General features: G+C 66.5%; 19 protein-coding genes and 1 riboswitch. Of the genes, 10 read left to right on the top strand and 9 right to left on the bottom strand.

Annotated features, from left to right (window positions below; all coding sequences use genetic code 11):
• Window positions 1–60: 60 nt before the first annotated feature.
• Window positions 61–1,614 (bottom strand): multicopper oxidase family protein, encoded by a 1,554-nt coding sequence (locus TVH25_RS02950; RefSeq protein ID WP_422423338.1) that lies wholly within the window; start codon window positions 1,612–1,614, stop codon window positions 61–63.
• 128 nt (window positions 1,615–1,742) lie between these two features.
• Between TVH25_RS02950 and TVH25_RS02945 the strand changes: the two genes are divergently transcribed.
• On the top strand, window positions 1,743–2,648 hold the full coding sequence (locus TVH25_RS02945; RefSeq protein ID WP_422423320.1) for a D-isomer specific 2-hydroxyacid dehydrogenase family protein: 906 nt from the start codon (window positions 1,743–1,745) through the stop codon (window positions 2,646–2,648).
• A 46-nt stretch (window positions 2,649–2,694) separates the two neighbouring features.
• Here TVH25_RS02945 and TVH25_RS02940 read toward each other — a convergent pair whose 3' ends face one another.
• The 3 genes from TVH25_RS02940 to TVH25_RS02930 all read right to left on the bottom strand — a co-directional run bounded on the left by TVH25_RS02940 (window position 2,695) and on the right by TVH25_RS02930 (window position 4,141).
• Window positions 2,695–3,063, bottom strand: coding sequence for an ArsR/SmtB family transcription factor (locus TVH25_RS02940; protein ID WP_169651646.1), 369 nt, complete (start codon window positions 3,061–3,063; stop codon window positions 2,695–2,697).
• Window positions 3,050–3,508, bottom strand: coding sequence for an ATPase (locus tag TVH25_RS02935; protein ID WP_169619898.1), 459 nt, complete (start codon window positions 3,506–3,508; stop codon window positions 3,050–3,052). Before TVH25_RS02935 ends, TVH25_RS02940 begins: the two co-directional genes overlap by 14 nt.
• A gap of 99 nt (window positions 3,509–3,607) precedes the next feature.
• Entirely contained in the window at window positions 3,608–4,141 is a 534-nt protein-coding gene (locus tag TVH25_RS02930) for a hypothetical protein (RefSeq protein ID WP_422423319.1), read from the bottom strand.
• A 339-nt stretch (window positions 4,142–4,480) separates the two neighbouring features.
• On the opposite strand from TVH25_RS02930, the gene TVH25_RS02925 reads away from it, so the two are divergent.
• The 4 genes from TVH25_RS02925 to TVH25_RS02910 all read left to right on the top strand — a co-directional run bounded on the left by TVH25_RS02925 (window position 4,481) and on the right by TVH25_RS02910 (window position 9,615).
• Window positions 4,481–4,918, top strand: a complete 438-nt coding sequence (locus TVH25_RS02925) for a tetratricopeptide repeat protein (protein WP_422423318.1) — start codon at window positions 4,481–4,483, stop codon at window positions 4,916–4,918.
• A gap of 137 nt (window positions 4,919–5,055) precedes the next feature.
• Window positions 5,056–5,700 carry a hypothetical protein gene (locus tag TVH25_RS02920; RefSeq protein ID WP_422423316.1) on the top strand — a complete coding sequence of 215 codons (645 nt, stop codon included), beginning with the start codon at window positions 5,056–5,058 and terminating at the stop codon, window positions 5,698–5,700.
• A gap of 162 nt (window positions 5,701–5,862) precedes the next feature.
• Window positions 5,863–9,123 carry an error-prone DNA polymerase gene (locus TVH25_RS02915; protein ID WP_422423315.1) on the top strand — a complete coding sequence of 1,087 codons (3,261 nt, stop codon included), beginning with the start codon at window positions 5,863–5,865 and terminating at the stop codon, window positions 9,121–9,123.
• A gap of 183 nt (window positions 9,124–9,306) precedes the next feature.
• On the top strand, window positions 9,307–9,615 hold the full coding sequence (locus TVH25_RS02910; protein WP_296550813.1) for a rhodanese-like domain-containing protein: 309 nt from the start codon (window positions 9,307–9,309) through the stop codon (window positions 9,613–9,615).
• 177 nt (window positions 9,616–9,792) lie between these two features.
• Here TVH25_RS02910 and TVH25_RS02905 read toward each other — a convergent pair whose 3' ends face one another.
• Both TVH25_RS02905 and TVH25_RS02900 read right to left on the bottom strand, forming a co-directional pair.
• On the bottom strand, window positions 9,793–10,257 hold the full coding sequence (locus tag TVH25_RS02905) for a tRNA (cytidine(34)-2'-O)-methyltransferase (RefSeq protein WP_422423314.1): 465 nt from the start codon (window positions 10,255–10,257) through the stop codon (window positions 9,793–9,795).
• Between the two features lie 127 nt (window positions 10,258–10,384).
• A complete protein-coding gene (locus tag TVH25_RS02900) occupies window positions 10,385–10,525 on the bottom strand; it encodes a hypothetical protein (protein ID WP_169619887.1) in 141 nt (46 codons plus the stop codon).
• A 570-nt stretch (window positions 10,526–11,095) separates the two neighbouring features.
• Here TVH25_RS02900 and TVH25_RS02895 point away from each other — a divergent pair.
• Entirely contained in the window at window positions 11,096–11,950 is an 855-nt protein-coding gene (locus tag TVH25_RS02895; RefSeq protein ID WP_169619886.1) for a bifunctional methylenetetrahydrofolate dehydrogenase/methenyltetrahydrofolate cyclohydrolase, read from the top strand.
• Window positions 11,951–11,970: 20 nt separating this feature from the next.
• A complete protein-coding gene (locus TVH25_RS02890; protein ID WP_169619885.1) occupies window positions 11,971–12,255 on the top strand; it encodes a DUF3017 domain-containing protein in 285 nt (94 codons plus the stop codon).
• A gap of 45 nt (window positions 12,256–12,300) precedes the next feature.
• Here TVH25_RS02890 and TVH25_RS02885 read toward each other — a convergent pair whose 3' ends face one another.
• Window positions 12,301–13,626, bottom strand: a complete 1,326-nt coding sequence (locus TVH25_RS02885) for an MFS transporter (protein WP_169619884.1) — start codon at window positions 13,624–13,626, stop codon at window positions 12,301–12,303.
• Window positions 13,627–13,789: 163 nt separating this feature from the next.
• Between TVH25_RS02885 and TVH25_RS02880 the strand changes: the two genes are divergently transcribed.
• Window positions 13,790–14,959 carry an LLM class flavin-dependent oxidoreductase gene (locus TVH25_RS02880; RefSeq protein WP_422423313.1) on the top strand — a complete coding sequence of 390 codons (1,170 nt, stop codon included), beginning with the start codon at window positions 13,790–13,792 and terminating at the stop codon, window positions 14,957–14,959.
• 8 nt (window positions 14,960–14,967) lie between these two features.
• Here TVH25_RS02880 and metX read toward each other — a convergent pair whose 3' ends face one another.
• Window positions 14,968–16,101: a homoserine O-acetyltransferase MetX gene (gene metX, locus TVH25_RS02875; protein WP_422423312.1), complete on the bottom strand. Its 1,134-nt coding sequence runs from the start codon at window positions 16,099–16,101 to the stop codon at window positions 14,968–14,970.
• Window positions 16,098–16,259: a hypothetical protein gene (locus TVH25_RS02870; protein ID WP_422423311.1), complete on the bottom strand. Its 162-nt coding sequence runs from the start codon at window positions 16,257–16,259 to the stop codon at window positions 16,098–16,100. The genes metX and TVH25_RS02870 overlap by 4 nt, the downstream gene beginning before the upstream one ends.
• 11 nt (window positions 16,260–16,270) lie before the next feature.
• Window positions 16,271–16,382: riboswitch (SAM riboswitch) on the bottom strand.
• 267 nt (window positions 16,383–16,649) lie between these two features.
• Here TVH25_RS02870 and TVH25_RS02865 point away from each other — a divergent pair.
• Entirely contained in the window at window positions 16,650–17,867 is a 1,218-nt protein-coding gene (locus TVH25_RS02865) for an NADP-dependent isocitrate dehydrogenase (protein WP_169619881.1), read from the top strand.
• 161 nt (window positions 17,868–18,028) lie between these two features.
• Window positions 18,029–18,850: an exodeoxyribonuclease III gene (locus TVH25_RS02860; protein WP_378527666.1), complete on the top strand. Its 822-nt coding sequence runs from the start codon at window positions 18,029–18,031 to the stop codon at window positions 18,848–18,850.
• The last annotated feature ends 4 nt before the right edge of the window (window positions 18,851–18,854 follow it).

Genomic DNA, 18,854 nt, shown 5'->3' with positions numbered 1-18,854 from the left:
ATCCATGCGGTTCCAACACAGCCACCCCGGGATGTATTCCCCGGATATTTCCGCTGGTTATCAGCCGTGCGTGCCGTGCCCACCGGTGGATGAGTGATCGGTGACGCCGTCCACCCGGGCCGCATCGTCCGGACCCACGACGACGAACTGTCCCATCATCCCGCTGTCCTCGTGCCACAACAGGTGGCAGTGATACATGTAGGGCATCGCGGGGTTGCTGTGCTCACCGAACCGCACGAGAAGGCGCACCGTCGAGTTCGGGGGTACGAACACTGTGTCCTTGCGTCCGGCGAGGAGGGGACGGTCGTTTCGGGTGCCCGTCGCATCGACAACCTTGAATTGAACGTCGTGAATATGGAAGTTGTGGTGGGTGGACGACGCGTTGCGGACCTCCCACATCTCGGTGGCGCCGGCGGGAACCACGTCGTCGATGCGGGTCATGTCCACGGTCCTGCCGTTGATCATGTTCGTCCCGTTCAGATCGATGCGGCGGGTGGTGCTCGGCTCGCCGAACTCGTCGAATGTGGTGAGTCGGTCGGGCAGCGCCGTCGAAGGTGCGAGTTCCGGGGCCGCGCGCATCTCGAGGATGTCGAAGCTGTCGTCGCCGCCGGAGAAGCGGCTCTGGAAGAAATCGGAACCGAGCGCCGGCGGGGTGCTGCGCAGGACATCCCGAGACCCGGGCACAGGACGCACGACGATCTCGGCGCGCTCGCCGGGAGAGAGCTGAACGTTGCGTACGGGGGTGGGACGTTCGAGCAGGCCGCCGTCGGTGCCTACGAGAGCGAACTCCTGACCGGACTCGAACGAGAAGTCGAAAACCCGTGCGTTCGACGCATTGAGCAGTCGCAACCGCACTGCTTCGGTCGTGACATCGAGAAACGGCCCGGGCGTGCCGTTGACCAGGATCTCGTCTCCGACCGTCCCGGAGATCCCGAAAACGCCGGGGTTCTCGTCGAGCTGGTCACCGTCGAACTTCTTGTCCTGGACGATCAGCGGAATGTCGTCGACCCCGTACGTCTGGGGCAGGGCCCGAGCGCCGGGGGTGGTCGGGTCGGCCGGATCATCCACCAGGAACATCCCCGCGAGGCCTCGGTACACGTGTTGCGCGGTGGCGCCGTGGAGGTGCGGGTGATACCAGAGCGAGGCAGCGGGCTGGTCGATGGTCCACGTCGGGGACCACGTGTCGCCGGCGTCCACAACCTGATGGGGGCCACCGTCCATCGCCGCGGGAAGACGCATGCCGTGCCAGTGCACGGTGCTGGTTTCGCCGAGCTGATTGGTGACATCGACGCGAACCTTGTCGCCGCGCGCGGCGCGGAGGGTCGGGCCGAGATAGGAGCCGTCGAAGCCCCACGTCCGAGTCGCCGGGCCGTGGCCGAAATCGCTCGTGCCACCCTGCAGCGTCAGATCGAATACGCGGGTGCCGTCGGCGGTCACGGTGCCGGTCTCCAGCGGAGGGATCTGCAGTGGCCGGTCGAAGTCGACCCGGCCGAGCGTGTCCACGTCGGCCGTCGTCCACGTATAGGCCACCACGGAGGCGCCGGTCGCAGCCGCCACCAGGACGAGGGCGAGTGCCGCCACGACCAGCCGCACCAGAAGTTTCATACTCACCATGCTCGTCCGCGGCACGACGCGGCACCTCCGGTGTGATACCCGATCTTGCCCTCGGGGAGAACCCCGAAGATCACCCGCTGCGCAGGCGCAGCCGTCCGTTTTCCCGCGGCGGCACTAGGGTTTTCGTCATGCGAATTCATCTCGGCCCGGACCACGACGACTACCTCGCTGCGGCGATCACCGACGGTGGCGCCACGGTGTCGTCGCTCGAGGACGCCGACGCCGTCGTCTGGTACGGCAGTGCGGAGGACTTCCCCGCCCTGCCCGAACGGGTGCGCTGGGTGCAACTCGCCTACGCGGGCATCGAACCGTTCTTCCGTGCCGGCCTGGTAGACCGCACCAGGGTGTGGACGAACGCGTCCGGGGTCTATGCCGACAACGTGGCCGAGTACGCGGTCGGAGCCCTGCTGGTCGGCCTACGGCAATTCCACACCGCCGTCGCGGCGAACCGGTGGAGCAAAGATCGCATCGATCCCCTCGTCCGCCCGCTGCACGGATCGACCGTGGCGATCGTGGGATGCGGGGGAATCGGCCGGGCGATGATTCCGAGACTCCGTGCCTTCGGGGTGGAGGTCGTCGCGGTCACCCGTTCCGGACGTCCGGTCGACGGAGCGTCGGTGACGTTGCCGGCACACCGCACCTCGGAGGTGTGGACGATGGCCGACCACTTCGTCGTTGCGGCGCCCGCGACCGCCGACACCGACCGGCTGGTCGGCGCTGCGGCGTTCGATGCCATGCCGGATACGGCGTGGCTGGTGAATGTGGCGCGCGGCAACCTGGTCGACACCGATGCGCTGGTCGATGCATTGCGCGCGGGCACGATCGCCGGGGCGGTGCTCGACGTGACCGAACCCGAACCGCTGCCGGACGGGCATCCGCTGTGGGCACTCGACAATTGCGTGATCACCCCGCACGTCGCGAACACTCGGAGCGGTCTGACCGCCACCTTTGCGCCGACGCTCCGTGAGAATGTGCGGCGGTTCATCGCGGGGGAGGACCTCGTCGCGCGCGTCGATCCGTCGGCAGGCTACTGAGCTCTCGTGTCGCGCAGGTCTTCGACGGTCTGACAGCATTCCGTTCTCACACGGAGCGTTCCGCAGCCTTCTTGATGGCGTCGAGCCGTCGGTCCCATCCCGAGCCCACCGCTTCCAGCGCCCTGCCCACCGCGCTCAGCCTGGAACCGGCTGCGGAGAAACGGAGTTCGCGGCCGACACGTTCGGACGTCACCAGACCGCAGTCTTCCAGTATCGACAAATGCTTGGCGATCGCTTGACGCGAGACCGTGAATTCCCCCGCCAGACCCGACGCGGACGCCGGGGATCGGGCGAGTCGTTGCAGCAGTTGCCACCTCGTGTCGTCCGCGAGTGCCGCGAATACGCGAGTCGGGTCGGTTACTGTGCCCGCGTCGGAGCCGCCGTCGTCGAACGTTCCCGTTTTACTGTGCGGCAACGATTTTCCTGCCCTCCAGGTGCTGTCGTGCGAGATCGAGTTCGATGGTCCACCCTTCGACGTTCCCCTCGTACTTCGCGCGACGCTCGGCGGCGTCTCCGGGAAGCGACTCGAAGCCGGTTTCCGTCACATGCAGGACGGTGGAGGAGTCGGAGACGGCATCGACCCGGAATTCGACGAGCGTGGACGGGCTGTCGGGGTCGGTGCTGTCGGCCAACCAGCGGAACGCTGCGTAGTGCGGTTTATCCAGCGCCACCGTGCGGAACAGGAAGGCGCCGTGGACGGGATCGTGGACGACGGTGAGGTCGCCGTCGCGTTCGAGTCGGTGTTCGGTGATCGTGTGGTCGTTGATGTACCACCCGGGTTCGGCTACGAGTTCCCAGACCCGTGCGGCCGGTGCTTCGATGGCGATCTGTCGTTCGATGCGGTCGAGTTCGTCGGTCATGACGTCTCCTCGTTCGATGCGATCGGGGTGCAACCCCATGGTTGCACCCCGATCGTCTATCGGCAACCCCTTGGTTGCAGTTGAGCCGACGCACCCAGTTCAGGACGGGGGAAGTACGTCGATGGTGCCCTGGCACACGGCGTTCTGTGGATTGACGAACCACCACCCCGCGCCGGTCTGGAGCGTGACAGTGAAGTTGATCGTTCCGGACCCGGTGAGGGTGCGGTTCACCGGGACGCTCGGCTTCTGTTTCCACGCTTCCTGATCGCTGACGCTCCGTCCGGACTGGCCGGTGCTGGTGTTGTGCCAGTCGACCAGCACCTGCGTGCCGTACCAGTTCGGTCCGATACTCGGGATGAGACCACCAGGAGGAGTGGGCAAGTCGTTGTTGCCGCTGAGCAGGAGAGACGGCAAGAACTCGCCCTCGCCACCGGGACGGGACGCCCCCGACGAGGCGGTGACGGTCCAGGTGAACGGCGGCGCCCAAAATAGCGGGTTGGCGCTTCCGCACGTCATGGTGGTGGAAGTCGGCGCGGCGTGTGCTGCTCCGACGCCTCCGACAGTCATCGCAACACCCACCCCCGCTGCCATGGCTGCCGCCGCACCCACGCGGCGAAATGTTCGTTCGGCCATGTACATACTCCGTTCGATCGCAGGAAACAGAACAGAACACGCCATTCCTATCGAATATGCGAGGCGCTCGGTCGCATTCTGTACAAATCGACCTGTGCTGAACCGTGCGCGCGGGATTGTCGACCGGAGCGGCGTGCAGGTTCAATGAGTCGCCAAGTTCACCGTAACTTGGTTATGTTGCGCTGGAATGCAAGTGCAGGCTTCGGTATGAGTCTGCACCCGTTCGAGTGGACGCCGAGGCGCGGTCGCTGCAATAGTCGGGGTGTGTCGAATTCTGAGAACTCCCCCGAGTTGGAGGCGGCCATCATTGCCGGATTCGACGCACGAGACCGCGCGAACATGAGCCCGACGATCGAGTATTTCGCGGCACTTCTCGAAGCCAACCCCGGAAATGCGGCAGTACTGTACGAACTTGCCGGCGCGTACGACACTGCGGGACAAGAGGGTAAGGCCGAGAAGTACTACCTGGAGGCCTTCGATGCTGGGCTCTCCGGGGATCGACACCGAAGAGCGTTGCTCCAGTACGGCAGCACATTGCGAAACTTGGGACGGTTCGAGGAATCCCTGATCGTGTTCGCCGACGCTCGACAACAATACCCGGAATCCGACTCGCTGCGGGTGTTCGAGATGATGTCACTTCACGCAGCCGGTCGTCCGAATACTGCTTTGGCAGAGGCGCTATCGCTCATCGCGGACCGGGTGGACTCAGCCGAGATTAAACGTTACGAGGCGGCTGTGCGCGGAAACGCGGAATACCTGGCGTCACTCGACGAGTGACGACACGTCGGTAATCGGAGGGCGAGTGGCTCGGCGTTGTGTTCGTCCGGGTCGCCACCAAAATATTCGGCTCGAGGTTCGGGTCGGGCGATGGTCGGGTGGGTGAGTTCGGACATCGACCGGCCGGTCGGTACTTGATGGGTTCGCGGACCCTCGTCGATCTCAGCTCCGACACCCCGGACAACACCGCCTCGGCGGCCGAATGGGTGGCCCGGCGCGGAGGCCGGTTTGTCGCCGGCGGAATCATGGTGCCGGCACCGATGCTGGGTACCGACGCAGCCTACGTCTACTACAGCGGTGACCCCGAGGCCTTCCACGGTGTGGAACCCGTGGTGCGGGCGCTCGGGACACCTCGGTACCTGGGCGGCGATATCCGGCTCGCCCAGCTCTTCTACCTGGCGAACCTGGACGTCTTCCTGACTGCACTCGCAGCGGTCCTGCATGCGGCGGCCCTCATCGAGTCGGTCGGCGGTCCGGTCGACCACGCGCTCGAGGACCTGTACGAACACCTCACGCTGATACCCGACATGATCGGACCGAGCGGCGACCTGGCCGCGGACCTGGCCACGGGCCGGCACCCGGGAGACCTGAGCACAGTCACCATGATGGGTGCCACCGCCGACCATCTGGTGCAGGCCAGTATCGATACCGGTGTTGCGCAAGAGTTGCCGGCAGCAGTCGAACACCGCTACGACGCCGCGATCGTCGCCGGGCACGGGAAAGACAACTGGACCAGCCTGTTCGAGGTGATCAAAGCCGGTCGTGAGACGCGCGGACGCTGATCCGGCCGCTCGGAGGGTTCGCACCGGCCATCCCGGTACCCGCGACGAGGCCGCCCGCTACCAACACGTAGGCACGAACAGCACCTGAACCACGCCGGGGTTGCACAACTATCGAACATACGTGCGATAATTGTGGTGAATACGTGCAGTTGGAGGTGCGGAATGGGATGGGGAAACGGCCCGCCGACCTGGTCGGAGATGGAGCGTGTCCTGTCCGGCAGGCCTCCGTCCGGCGCATCCCGCCGCGATCCCGTCCACCCCGGCGACGGCAACGACAGCCCGGCGTGGAGCCGCACCCGAGGCGAGTACGAAAGTCGGGCCCGGCCACCCGACGGCCCGGTGGTGCCGTATGCCGAGCTGCACACGCACTCGGCGTTCAGCTTCCTCGACGGTGCCTCGACCCCGGAGGAACTCGTCGAAGAAGCGGTGTGTCTCGGCCTCGAGGCTCTCGCGATCACCGACCACGACGGCCTGTACGGCGCCGTGCGTTTCGCCGAAGCCGCGCGGGAACTCGATATGCGGACGGTGTTCGGTGCGGAGTTGACGCTCGACGATGCACATCTGCTGGTGCTCGCCCGCGGACAGGAAGGGTACCGCCGGTTGTCTCGGCAGATCGCCGATGCACACCTGGTCGGAGGGGAGAAGAACGAACCTCGTTACGACTACGACGCGCTCACCGATGCGGCGGGCGGCCACTGGCAGATCCTCACCGGGTGCCGTAACGGACACGTGCGCTGTGCCCTCGACAGCGGGGGTCCGGGAGCCGCCGAAGCGGCTCTGCTCGATCTCGTCGACCGGTTCGGGTCCGACCGCGTGACCGTCGAACTCACGTGGCAGGGAACTCCCGACGACTACGAACGCAATGTCGCACTGTTCGGGCTCGCGGAGCGCCACGGAATTTCGTCTGTCGCCGGTACCGCCGCACACTTCGCCCGGCCGGAGCGCCGGCGACTCGCCATGGCCATGGCGGCCATCTCCGATCGGCAGAGCCTCGACGACGCGGCGAGTCGCCTCCCTCCCGCCGGTGGCGGTCACCTCCGCTCCGGAGCCGAGATGGCCCGGTTGTTCACGGCCTTTCCCGGCGCCGTGCACACCGCGGCGGAACTCGGCCGCGAATGTGCTTTCGACCTGCGGCTCATCGCCCCGAAGTTGCCTCCGTTCGACGTGCCCGACGGGCACACGGAGTTCACGTGGCTGCGCGCCCTCACCTACGCGGGCGCACTCCGACGGTACGGACCGGTCGAGCACAACCGGGATGCGTACCGGCAGATCGAACACGAACTCGGCATCATCGGCAGTCTCGGCTTTCCCGGTTACTTCCTGGTCGTTCACGACATCGTCGAGTTCTGCAGGAGCAACGACATCCTCTGCCAGGGAAGAGGTTCGGCTGCCAATTCTGCTGTTTGTTACGCCATCGGCATCACCAACGTCGACCCCGTGCGCAACCGGTTGCTGTTCGAACGGTTCCTGTCACCGGAGCGCGACGGACCTCCCGATATCGACCTCGACATCGAATCCGATCGGCGCGAAGAAGCAATCCAGCATGTCTATGCGAAATACGGCCGGACCCACGCCGCGCAGGTCGCCAACGTCATCACCTACCGCGGGAGGTCGGCGGTTCGCGACATGGCACGCGCGCTCGGTTACTCGCAGGGGCAGCAGGATGCGTGGAGCAAACAGATCAGCAGATGGGGAGGAGTGAGCGTCGAAACCGACGCAGACATCCCCACTGCGGTTCTCGATCTCGCCGAGCAGATCGAAGGCCTGCCACGACATCTCGGAATCCATTCGGGCGGCATGGTGATCTGCGACCGGCCCGTCTCCGATGTGTGCCCTGTCGAATGGGCGCGAATGCCGGGCCGCACCGTCCTGCAATGGGACAAGGACGATTGTGCCGCCGCAGGACTCGTGAAGTTCGACCTACTCGGACTGGGAATGCTCTCCGCGTTGCATTACATGATCGATCTCGTTGCCGAACATGAAGGTGTCCGGGTCGATCTCGCGCAACTCGACCTGACCGAGGACGGCGTGTACGAGATGCTGCGCCGCGCCGACTCGGTGGGTGTGTTCCAGGTGGAGTCGCGCGCGCAGATGGCAACCTTGCCGCGTCTGAAACCCCGGAACTTCTACGACCTCGTCATCGAAGTAGCGCTCATCCGGCCCGGACCCATCCAGGGCGGGTCCGTGCATCCGTACATCCGCCGTCGCAACGGACTCGAACCGGTCACCTACGACCATCCGTGTCTCGAGAAGTCGCTCGAACGCACCCTCGGTGTCCCGCTGTTCCAGGAACAGTTGATGCAGATGGCAGTCGATGCCGCCGGGTTCAGCGCAGCCGAGGCCGATCAGTTGCGACGGGCGATGGGATCGAAGCGATCGCCCGAGAAGATGGAGCGCCTGCGCGACCGCCTCTACGACGGGATGCGCGAGTTGCACGGCATCACCGGCGCCGTCGCCGACGGCATCTACGAGAAACTGCATGCGTTCGCGAATTTTGGTTTCCCCGAAAGCCATTCACAGAGTTTCGCGTCGCTCGTCTTCTATTCCGCCTGGTTCAAACTGCATCATCCCGCCGCATTCTGCGCGGGTCTGCTCCGGGCGCAGCCGATGGGCTTCTACTCTCCGCAGTCGCTCGTCGCCGACGCACGCCGGCACGGAGTGATCGTGCACGGTCCCGACATCGGTGCGAGCCTCGCGCAGGCGACGGTGGAGAACGCGGGGAAGGAAGTGCGGCTCGGTCTTGCGTCGGTGCGGCACATCGGCGAAGACCTTGCCGAACGGATCGTCACCGAACGGCAGGAACACGGCCCGTACACCTCGTTCCTGGACCTCACCGCGCGTATCGAATTCACCACTGCGCAGGCCGAGGCACTCGCGACCGCCGGAGCGCTCGGCGGGTTCGGCGTCACCCGGCGTGAGGCGCTGTGGGCTGCTGCCCCCGCTGCCACTCAGCGCCCGGGGCGACTGCCCGGTGTGGGGGCGACCGCCGTGGCGCCGGCACTGCCGGGCATGAGCGCCCTCGAGCTGGCCGCCGCCGATGTCTGGGCCACGGGGGTGTCCCCGGACAGTTACCCGACGCAGTTCCTGCGTGCACGGCTCGACGCGCTCGGCGTGGTTCCGGCGTCGCGACTGCTCGACGTGCCGGACGGAACGAGGGTGCTCGTCGGAGGGGCGGTGACGCACCGGCAGCGACCCGCAACGGCCGCAGGCGTCACCTTCCTCAACCTGGAGGACGAAACCGGCATGGTGAACGTGGTGTGTTCGGTCGGGCTGTGGGCGCGGTACCGCACCCTCGCCCACACCGCCTCGGCGTTACTCGTCCGGGGGCGACTCCAGAACGCCGACGGCGTGGTGACGCTGCTCGCCGACCACCTGGAACCTTTGGACCTGCGGATGCCGGGCAAGTCGCGCGACTTTCAGTGATGCCCACAACTGTCGGTGGCCTGTATCGGGTGCATGGAGGGTGGCCTGCGGGGTCGCGCTACCGTGGGGACGTTCCCGATCGTGTGCCCCCGGAATCGTCAACCTGGTCGCGTGGCTCGTCATGCGCCTGCGATGCTCGTCCGGAGTACCCGACGAAACCCTTGATCGAGAGGACCCACACCGATGCGTGAGGTCGACCTGGTTGCCTTCGAGACCGCACTCGCCGACGGAGCACCCGTCATCGATGTACGCGAACGCGACGAATACGCCCAGGTGCGGGTGCCCGGCGTCACCAATATCCCGCTCAGTGAGTTCGTCGCCCGCGTCGACGAGATTCCCACGACCGGGACCGTGTACGTGATCTGCGCCGTCGGCGGACGCAGCCTCCAGGCCGCCAACTATCTCGCGGGCCGGGGAATCGACGCGGTGTCCGTCGCCGCGGGCACCGACGGGTGGGCGCGTTCGGGCAGGCCCACCGAGAGCGGCGAGTAAGCGGTAGCGGCGCGGGGCCGCAGCACTCAGTGAGCGGCAGCGGTGCCGAGCAGTGCTGCGGCTCCCGCGACCAACCCGTCGCGCCGTTGAACGTTGTCGTGACCGCCGCAGAATTCGCGGTAGTCTACGTCGAAACTCTTCGCGTGCAGCAACATCCCGATTCGAGAGGGAAGCGAATCAGACAGCGCCCGCGAAGCCGTTCTGGCGCCAGGCTTCGTAACTGACCACCGCGGCGGCGTTCGACAGGTTCAGCGAGCGCCGGCCCGGCAGCATCGGGATGCGGACCTGCGCGGTGATGTGCGGGTCGGACAGGACCTCTTCCGAGAGCCCCGTCGGCTCCGGTCCGAACAGCAGCACGTCGCCCGGCCGGTACTCGATCTCTGCGTAACCGGTGGTGCCGTGAGCGGTGAAGGCGTACACGCGCTCGGGGCGCAGAGCCTCCCACGCGGCAGCAAGGTCGGCGTGAACCGTGACCGACGCGAGGTCGTGGTAGTCGAGACCCGCCCGGCGCAGTTTCGGCTCCGAGAGGTCGAACCCGAGTGGTTCCACGAGGTGCAGTTCGGCACCCGTCGCGGCAACCAACCGAATGGCGTTGCCGGTGTTGGGCGGAATGCGTGGTTCGTGGAACATCACTCTGAACATAACCAGAGAAAGATAGCACCACGACGGTAAACGCCCTGGGCCTGGGAGGGGGGGGGGGCGCCCCCCCCGGCTCCGAGTCGCCCGCAGAAGACGGATGTTTCCGGACGGCGAGCACATGCGCTGCCGACTAGAAGGATCCCCCCAGCAGGAGGTGGATCACCGCGAACGGCATCCCGAGGAAAGCAATAGCGGTGAAGAGCGCGGACTGTATCGGCTCTCCTGCGACGTACCCGTCGCCGATCCATTGCAAGATTTCGACCGAGCCCATGGTGTGCCTCCTGTTTTCGGTTGTGTGTCAACGGGATTGTCGCGCGCACACGACAATCCGTTACTGATTGTGTATCGGCTTCGGCGAGGTTCGCGACGGCAGATGTGGCCCGGCGGTCTCGATGCCGCGGCAAGGTTGTGAAAAGTCTTCTACGTCAAAGGGTTCGAAGACAGACTGTCGAGCTGTGTCGGGGAGTGGTGGGCAGGTCGTGTCCATTTCGCGCACGCTCCGTCATCGAATGTTGTTGTGCGAAAGCAACATCTTGCGGTTTCGTTCCGATCCGTGTCGGCAGCGCAACAACCCCTTGGCGCGCACGCTGACAAGTGACACCGCGGTGGTGCCGGTGGATGTTCCGGAATGGAGTCGCCCGGGAGTATCCGGCCCGAGTTCTGCCGGGCCTGCTCACGCTGCAACAGCCCCGAGGCGGCAACAGTAGGTAAGCCGGGCACCGCTCATGACATGACCCCGCCCCGGGCCCTACACGGCGGACGGCAACCGGAATCGGCAGACCGCGACCCGCGCACGCGGGCTGACGATCCGCGGCGCGCAGTCGCCTGGAACAATGGAACCGTGACTGCGACGATCCTGGACGGCAAAGCAACCCGCGACGAGATTTTCGAGGACCTGAAGGCACGAGTGGCCGTGCTGAGGGAGCAGGGCATCACGCCCGGCCTCGGCACCATCCTCGTGGGCGACGACCCGGGATCGGCAGCGTACGTGCGGGGCAAGCACAACGACTGCGCGAAGGTCGGCATCACGTCGATCCGCAAGGACCTGCCCGCCGACATCACCCAGGAACAGCTCGAGCAGGCGATCGACGAGCTCAATGCGGATCCGGCCTGCACCGGATACATCGTGCAGTTGCCGTTGCCCCGGCACCTCGACGAGAACGCTGCCCTCGAGCGGATCGACGCAGACAAGGACGCCGACGGGCTGCATCCGATCAATCTCGGTCGTCTGGTGCTCGGCAAAGAGGCGGCACTGCCCTGCACGCCGCGAGGAATCCTGCACCTCCTGCGGCGCTACGACGTGCCGATCGCGGGATCGCACGTGACGGTCGTGGGCCGCGGTGTCACCGTCGGCCGCCCGATCGGGCTGCTGTTCACGCGCCGCAGCGAGAACGCCACCGTCACGCTGTGCCACACCGGCACCCGGGACCTCGCCGCGGAGGTGCGCCGGGCCGACATCGTGATTGCGGCGGCCGGCGTACCCGGACTCGTCACCGCCGACATGGTCAAGCCGGGCGCGGCAGTCCTGGATGTGGGCGTCTCGCGCACTCCGGACGGGCTGCGCGGCGACGTCGCCGACGATGTGCGCGAGGTCGCGGGTTTCGTCTCCCCGAACCCCGGCGGCGTCGGACCGCTCACCCGCGCCTTCCTGCTCACCAACGTGGTGGAGCGGGCAGAGCAACTCGCGGCGCGCTGACCGGGCACGGGCACACAGTCATGGGCCGGGCCTTGCGGTTCGCACGTCTGAATCTGCCGCTCATTGCCGTCACTCTGGTGATCGCGATCGCGGTGGCGCTCGTTCTCGCAGACCGGTGGCGGCGCGGCGCGTTCGTCTTCGGGGGTGCCACGATCCTTGCGGGGCTGCTGCGGTGGGTTCTCGACGACAGTCGGGTCGGTGTACTCGCGGTGCGCAGCAAGGGCTTCGACGTGGGGGCGCTCCTCGTCGTCGGAGGGGTCATCGTCGCGCTCGCGGCGTCCATCGATCCGCTCGGCACCGGATAGCCGGCTGCGGGTGGGCCGGGCGGTATCCCGCCCGCAGCCCCCGGTTCAGAGGTGCAGATCCTGCTTACGGATCAGGGCGGTCGCGATGACGCTGACCGCGGCTGTCCCGACGAGGTAGGCGCATGCGATCCAGGGGCTGCCGCCGCCGACGGCGATGAGCGCGGTCAGGATCATGGGGGTGACGCCCGACGCGTAGATGCCGGAGAACTGGTAGACCACCGACAATCCCGTGTACCGGATTTCCGCGGGGTACAGGCTCGCATACAGAGTTCCCTGCGCGCCGTAGAAGAGGGCGTGGACGATGCCGAAGACCACGACCATGGCGACCGCGAACCAGACGAGGCTGTTCGTTCCGAAAAGCCCGAACGCGGGGAACACGGCGACGCCGTAGGCCGCGATGCCGATGAGGTAGATCCGTTTCGCGCCGAACCTGTCCACCAGCAGGCCCGACAGCGGCAGCAGCGCAGCCATCACGAGCGCGGCCACGGTGACCACCAGCAGCACCGGCACCTTCTCGAAGTTCAGATCCTTGGTGGCGTAGGCGATCGCGAACACGCCCCACGTGTTGAAGGCGGCACCTTCGCCCCATCTCGAGAGCAGACCCAGAACCGTGCCGCGGCGGACCGCCGGCCGGAAGACGTCCAACAGTGGCGCCGCCGACCTCTTCGCGAGGTCTTGGACCTCACGGAACGCGGGGGTCTCGTCGACCTTGAGCCGGACGACGAACCCCACGACGACGAGAACAAGACTGAGAAGGAAGGCGATGCGCCATCCGTACGCCAGGAACTGCTCGTCGTCGAAGATCACCTGTAGTGCTGCGAAGACCCCGGTGCCCAGTGCGAGACCCAGGGCCAGACCGACCTGCGGAATGCTCCCGAACAGGCCCCGCTTCTTTTCCGGACTGTGCTCCACGGCGAGCAGCACCGCGCCGGCCCATTCGCCGCCCAGGGCGAAGCCCTGCAGGATGCGCAGCACCAGCAGCAGGACCGGTGCGAGAACTCCCACCTGTTCGTGGGTCGGCAGAATTCCCATCAGGGCCGTGGCGATGCCCATGATGAACATCGTGAGCGCGAGTGTCTTCTTGCGGCCGATGCGGTCGCCGATATGGCCGAAGACGACGCCGCCGATCGGTCGCACCAGGAAGCCCACCGCGAAGGTGGCGAACGCGAGCATCGTTCCGACGAAGGAACTCTGGTCGGGGAAGAAAAGCTGGTTGAACACCAGGCTCGCGGCGGTGGCGTAGAGGAAGAAGTCGTACCACTCCACGGTGGTGCCGAGCAGACTGGCCGCGACGACGGTGCGCAGGCGTTTGCGGCGCTCCGGATCCGATTCGATCCCGGGCGCGGGAGTGGGCTGGGACAGCGTGGTCATGGGCTCGATCCGTCTGTAGAGGTCTGCAACCCGGCGACGCTAACCACCACCGGGACTGCACCGCACCGGTTCTGCTCACGCTGATTCCAACTGTCGCTCCACACCGCGGAGCCCTGATGTACTGAGCTCCGTTTCATGCCTGCCGTCGACCCGAGGATGTCGCGTGTCTTTGCATCTGCACTGGTTTCTGCCCACCTACGGGGACTCCCGGAATCTCATGGCAGGAGGTCACGGAAGCTCGATGGCGGGAGATCGTCCCGCAACCCTGCGCTATCTGAACCAGATCGGAGCCGCTGCCGAGTCCAGCGGGTTCGAATCGGTGCTCACGCCGACCGGAGCGTGGTGCGAAGACGCGTGGCTGACCACGGCGATGATGATCGACACCACGGACACTCTCAAGTTCCTCGTCGCGTTACGTCCCGGGCTCATCTCCCCGACCCTCGCCGCCCAGATGGCCGCGACTTTCCAATGGCAATCACAGGGCCGGCTGCTCCTCAACGTGGTCACCGGCGGTGAAGATCACGAGCAGCGCACCTTCGGCGACTTTCTCGACAAGAACCAGCGCTATGCGCGGTGCGGCGAGTATCTCGACGTTCTCCGCCGGCTGTGGGCGGGCAACGGACCGGTCGACTTCGACGGCGACTACATCAAGGTCGAGAACGCACAGCTTCAGCGCATTCCCGACCCGGCACCGCCGTTGTTCTTCGGCGGGTCTTCTCCCGCCGCGGGAACCGTCGCGTCGAGGTACTGCGACACCTACCTCACCTGGGGTGAGCCGCCGAGCGCGGTCGCCGACAAGATCGCCTGGATCCGTGGGCTGGCCGACATCCAGGGACGCACCCTCGACTACGGCATCCGGCTGCACGTCATCAGCCGGGACACGTCGGAACGGGCGTGGGCGGAGGCCGACCGGCTGCTCTCGCAACTCGATCCCGCGACGATCGAGAAGGCGCAGCAGAGTCTGGCCCGCTCGGGATCGGAAGGGCAACGGCGGATGGTGGAACTGCACGGGGGAGGGGCCGCCTACTCCGCGGGCCGCGACGCGCGCAGTCTCGAGGTGTCGCCGAACCTGTGGACCGGTGTCGGCTTGGTTCGGGGTGGCGCGGGCACGGCGCTGGTCGGCTCACACGAGGAGGTCGCCGATCGGATCGCCGAGTACGCGGCGGTCGGGCTCGACCACTTCGTGTTCTCCGGGTATCCCCACCTCGAAGAGGCATATCGGTTCGGTGAGGGTGTGCGGCCGATCCTCGAGCGACGCGGCCTGGTGGCGCCGCGCGAGGATCGGCCGGGCGATCTGTCGGGTTCGACGGCGTTCCTGCCGTCCGCCCGGTAGGGCCGCGGTCAGCCCTGCGCCAGCACCATCAATTCGTCGAGGAGTTTCGCCACGGCTTCCGCTTCGGTAAGGAAGCCGTCGTGGCCGTTGCGGGAGACGAGGACGCGCAGTCGGTCGGCTCCCGGGAGCCCGTCCGCGATCTCCTGCTGTAACCGCAGCGGATACAGGCGGTCCGAGTCGACGCCGGCGACGATGGTCTTCACGGGAGTTGAAGCGAGCGCAGCGTCGACGCCACCGCGGCCGCGGCCTACGTCGTGCCGGTTCATCACTTCGGACAGCACGACGTAGGTGCCCGGATCGAACCGTGCCACGAGCTTGTCGGCCTGATGCTCGAGGTACCCCTCCACCGAGTACCGCCCCCCGCGCCACGGGTCCTCGCCGTCTTGCGGGTGGTTCGCGAACCGGGCATCGAGTTCGAGTTCGGTGCGGTAGGTCAGGTGCGCGATGCGGCGGGCGATGCCGAGACCGGCCGCGGGGATGCGGCCGGTGCCGTAGTAGTCGCCTCCCTGCCAGTCCGGATCCGCGGTGATCGCGGCGATCTGCGTGCTCTGCATCCCGATCTGGTCGGCGGTCGCGCGTGCGCCGGTCGCGAGCACGAGGGCAGCGCGTACCCGGTCGGGGTGGGTGACGATCCACTCGAGTGTGCGCATACCGCCCATGGAGCCGCCGGTCACAGCGGCGAGGGTGTCGATGCCGAGCGCGTCGAGCAGTGCGGCTTCGGCGGCGACCTGATCGCGCACGGTGATCTGGGGGAACCGTGAACCCCAGGCCGTGCCGTCGGGTGCGAGGCTTCCCGGGCCGGTGGTGCCGCGGCAGCCGCCGAGCACGTTGGTGGAGATCACGCACCACCGATCGGTGTCGAGCGGGGCTCCGGGACCGACCATTCCCGACCACCAGCCCGGCGACGGATGATCCGGACCGGCCTGGCCGGTCACATGCGAATCACCTGTCAGGGCGTGCTCGATGAGGACGACATTGTCGCGGGCAGCAGAGAGCGCACCCCATCGCTGAACCGCGATCGTGACGTCCGGAAGCGACTCGCCGCTCTCGAGCTTCAGGGAGCCGATGCGGATCTTTTGCAGGCGTCCGTCGGCGGGCGGCAGTTCGACGTGCGCCGGCTGCGTGTCCGTGTCTGTGGTCAAGGCGTGACCGCCTCGGCGTGGGGAGAGAACGAGGCGCCACGGGCAAGCGTGATCGACTCGACGGCCCGGCCGCTCGGGGGGAAGATGTACTGGCTGTCGCTCATCATGTCCTTCGAACCCTGGGGGAGGGCGCGGAGCAGGAGCTGTTCGCTCGTCATCTCACCCTCCCGAAACCGGCTTGCCGTCGGCCTTCCGACGACCGTGTCCTCACCCGGAGCACCCCACCCTGGCTGGAGGGTTGCCGGCCAGCAAGCCGGGGCTTCGCGCTGGCACTCATGACCTCGCCGAAAGTCTAGCGACTCTCGCGCGCGAAGGGGCATGGGGTCCCGCAGCGGCTGTGACCAGCGGCAAGGTTACCGGTCGGTAGTAGTCGAGGGCGGTATTGCCGCTTTGCGGACGCGTCGGATAGCAGTACGCTTGTCTTGTTTGGTCGCTGTCAGTACGCGGGACAGGGCCATGCTCGCTCGTACCGAGCCGATGGCGACTGCGCTCACAAAGCACAGTCGATTGGGGACCAAGTAAACGTCCTAGGAGGACAAGAAGCGCACATGTCCAAGATCAAAGTTGAGGGTAAAGTCGTCGAACTCGACGGCGACGAGATGACCCGCATTATCTGGCAGTTCATCAAAGACAAGCTGATCCATCCGTACCTGGACGTGGATCTCGAATATTACGACCTCGGTGTGGAGCACCGCGATGCCACCGACGATCAGGTGACCATCGACGCGGCCAACGCCATCAAGAAGCACAACGTCGGCGTCAAGTGCGCGACGATCACGCCGGACGAGGCGCGGGTCGAAGAATTCGGCCTGAAGAAGATGTGGCGTTCGCCCAACGGCACCATCCGTAACATCCTCGGCGGCACCATTTTCCGCGCGCCGATCATCATCTCGAACGTGCCGCGCCTGGTGCCGGGCTGGACCAAGCCCGTCATCGTCGGCCGCCACGCATTCGGTGATCAGTACCGCGCCACCGACTTCAAGGTCGACCGTCCGGGCACCGTGACGATCACCTTCACCCCGGAGGACGGCAGCGAGCCGATCCAGCACGAGGTGTGCCAGATCCCCGACGACGGCGGCGTCGTCATGGGTATGTACAACTACAAGAAGTCCATCCAGGACTTCGCGCGCGCATCACTGTCGTATGGTCTGCAGCGCAACTACCCCGTGTACCTGTCGACGAAGAACACGATCCTCAAGGCCTACGACGGCATGTTCAAGGACGAGTTCCAGCGCATCTACGAGGAAGAGTTCAAGGCAGAGTTCGACGCCGCGGGCCTGACCTACGAGCACCGCCTCATCGACGACATGGTCGCCTCCTCGCTCAAGTGGGAGGGTGGGTACGTCTGGGCCTGCAAGAACTACGACGGCGACGTCCAGTCCGACACCGTCGCGCAGGGCTACGGCTCGCTCGGCCTGATGACGTCGGTCCTGATGACCCCGGACGGCAAGACCGTCGAGGCGGAGGCCGCACACGGCACCGTGACCCGCCACTTCCGCCAGCATCAGCAGGGCAAGCCGACGTCGACGAACCCGATCGCGTCGATCTTCGCCTGGACCCGCGGTCTCGAGCACCGTGGCAAGCTCGACAACACCCCCGAGGTGATCGAGTTCGCGCAGCAGCTCGAGGACGTCGTCATCAAGACCGTCGAGAACGGCCAGATGACCAAGGACCTCGCTCTGCTGGTCGGCCCCGAGCAGGCCTGGCTCACCACCGAGGAGTTCCTCGGCGCGCTCGACGAGAACCTGCAGAAGGCTCGCGCCTGATCCTGCTCTCCGGTTAGGCAGCACAGGCACGGGGCGCCCTTCGGGGCGTCCCGTTTCGTGTCGGGCAGGCTGTTCCTGCCACCCGTGTGTTCTGGTCGCGGGGTTCGTCGGGGCGTGGCGGGAGCCACGAACGAGGACGCCGTGCGTCGGACTCGTCCGACATGTCGGATACGGTGACCGCCGTGTCGCTCATCATCACCACCGTGAATGTCAACGGCGTCCGCGCGGCCGCCGGCAAAGGCCTGCTGGACTGGTTGGCCGGGACGGCAGCCGACATCGTGTGCCTGCAGGAGGTGCGCGCCACCGAGCAGCAGTTCCACGCCGCGATCGCGCCCGCGCTGGAATCCGGCTGGCACTGTGTCGGAGCCGAATCGTCGGCCAAGGGACGTGCGGGTGTGGCGATTCTTTCCCGCATCCCGGCCGACGCGGTGCGTGTGGGGTTCGACGCCGAGGAGTTCTCGGCGGCGGGCAGGTACATCGAAGCGGATTTCGGTGCCGTGACCGTGGGCAGCCTCTACCTGCCCACCGGGGAGGCGCAGACGCCCAAGCAGGACGACAAGGAGCGCTTCATGAAGGGCTTCGGGGCCTACCTGGCGGAGCGGTCGGCGGCCGTGACGGCCCAGGGCAGGGACATGGTCGTGTGCGGGGACTGGAACATCGCCCCCACGGAGCGCGACATCAAGAACTGGAAGGGCAACGTCAAGAAATCGGGCTTCCTTCCGGGCGAGCGAGCCTGGGTGGCCGAGTTGCTCGATGCCGGGTGGCGGGATGTGGTCCGCGACGTGCACGGCGACGTGCCCGGGCCGTATTCGTGGTGGTCGTACCGTGGTAAAGCCTTCGACACCGACGCGGGGTGGCGGATCGACTATCACCTCGTGACCGCGGCCCTGGCCGCGCGCGTGACCGATGCCCGAGTGGAACGTGCCGCAACATACGCCGACCGCTGGTCGGATCACGCACCCGTGACGGTGACCTTCTCCTGACGCT

Source organism: Rhodococcus sp. 7Tela_A2 (assembly GCF_049311045.1).
Lineage (GTDB): Bacteria > Actinomycetota > Actinomycetes > Mycobacteriales > Mycobacteriaceae > Rhodococcus.
This window is presented reverse-complemented; position numbering and strand designations above follow the sequence as displayed.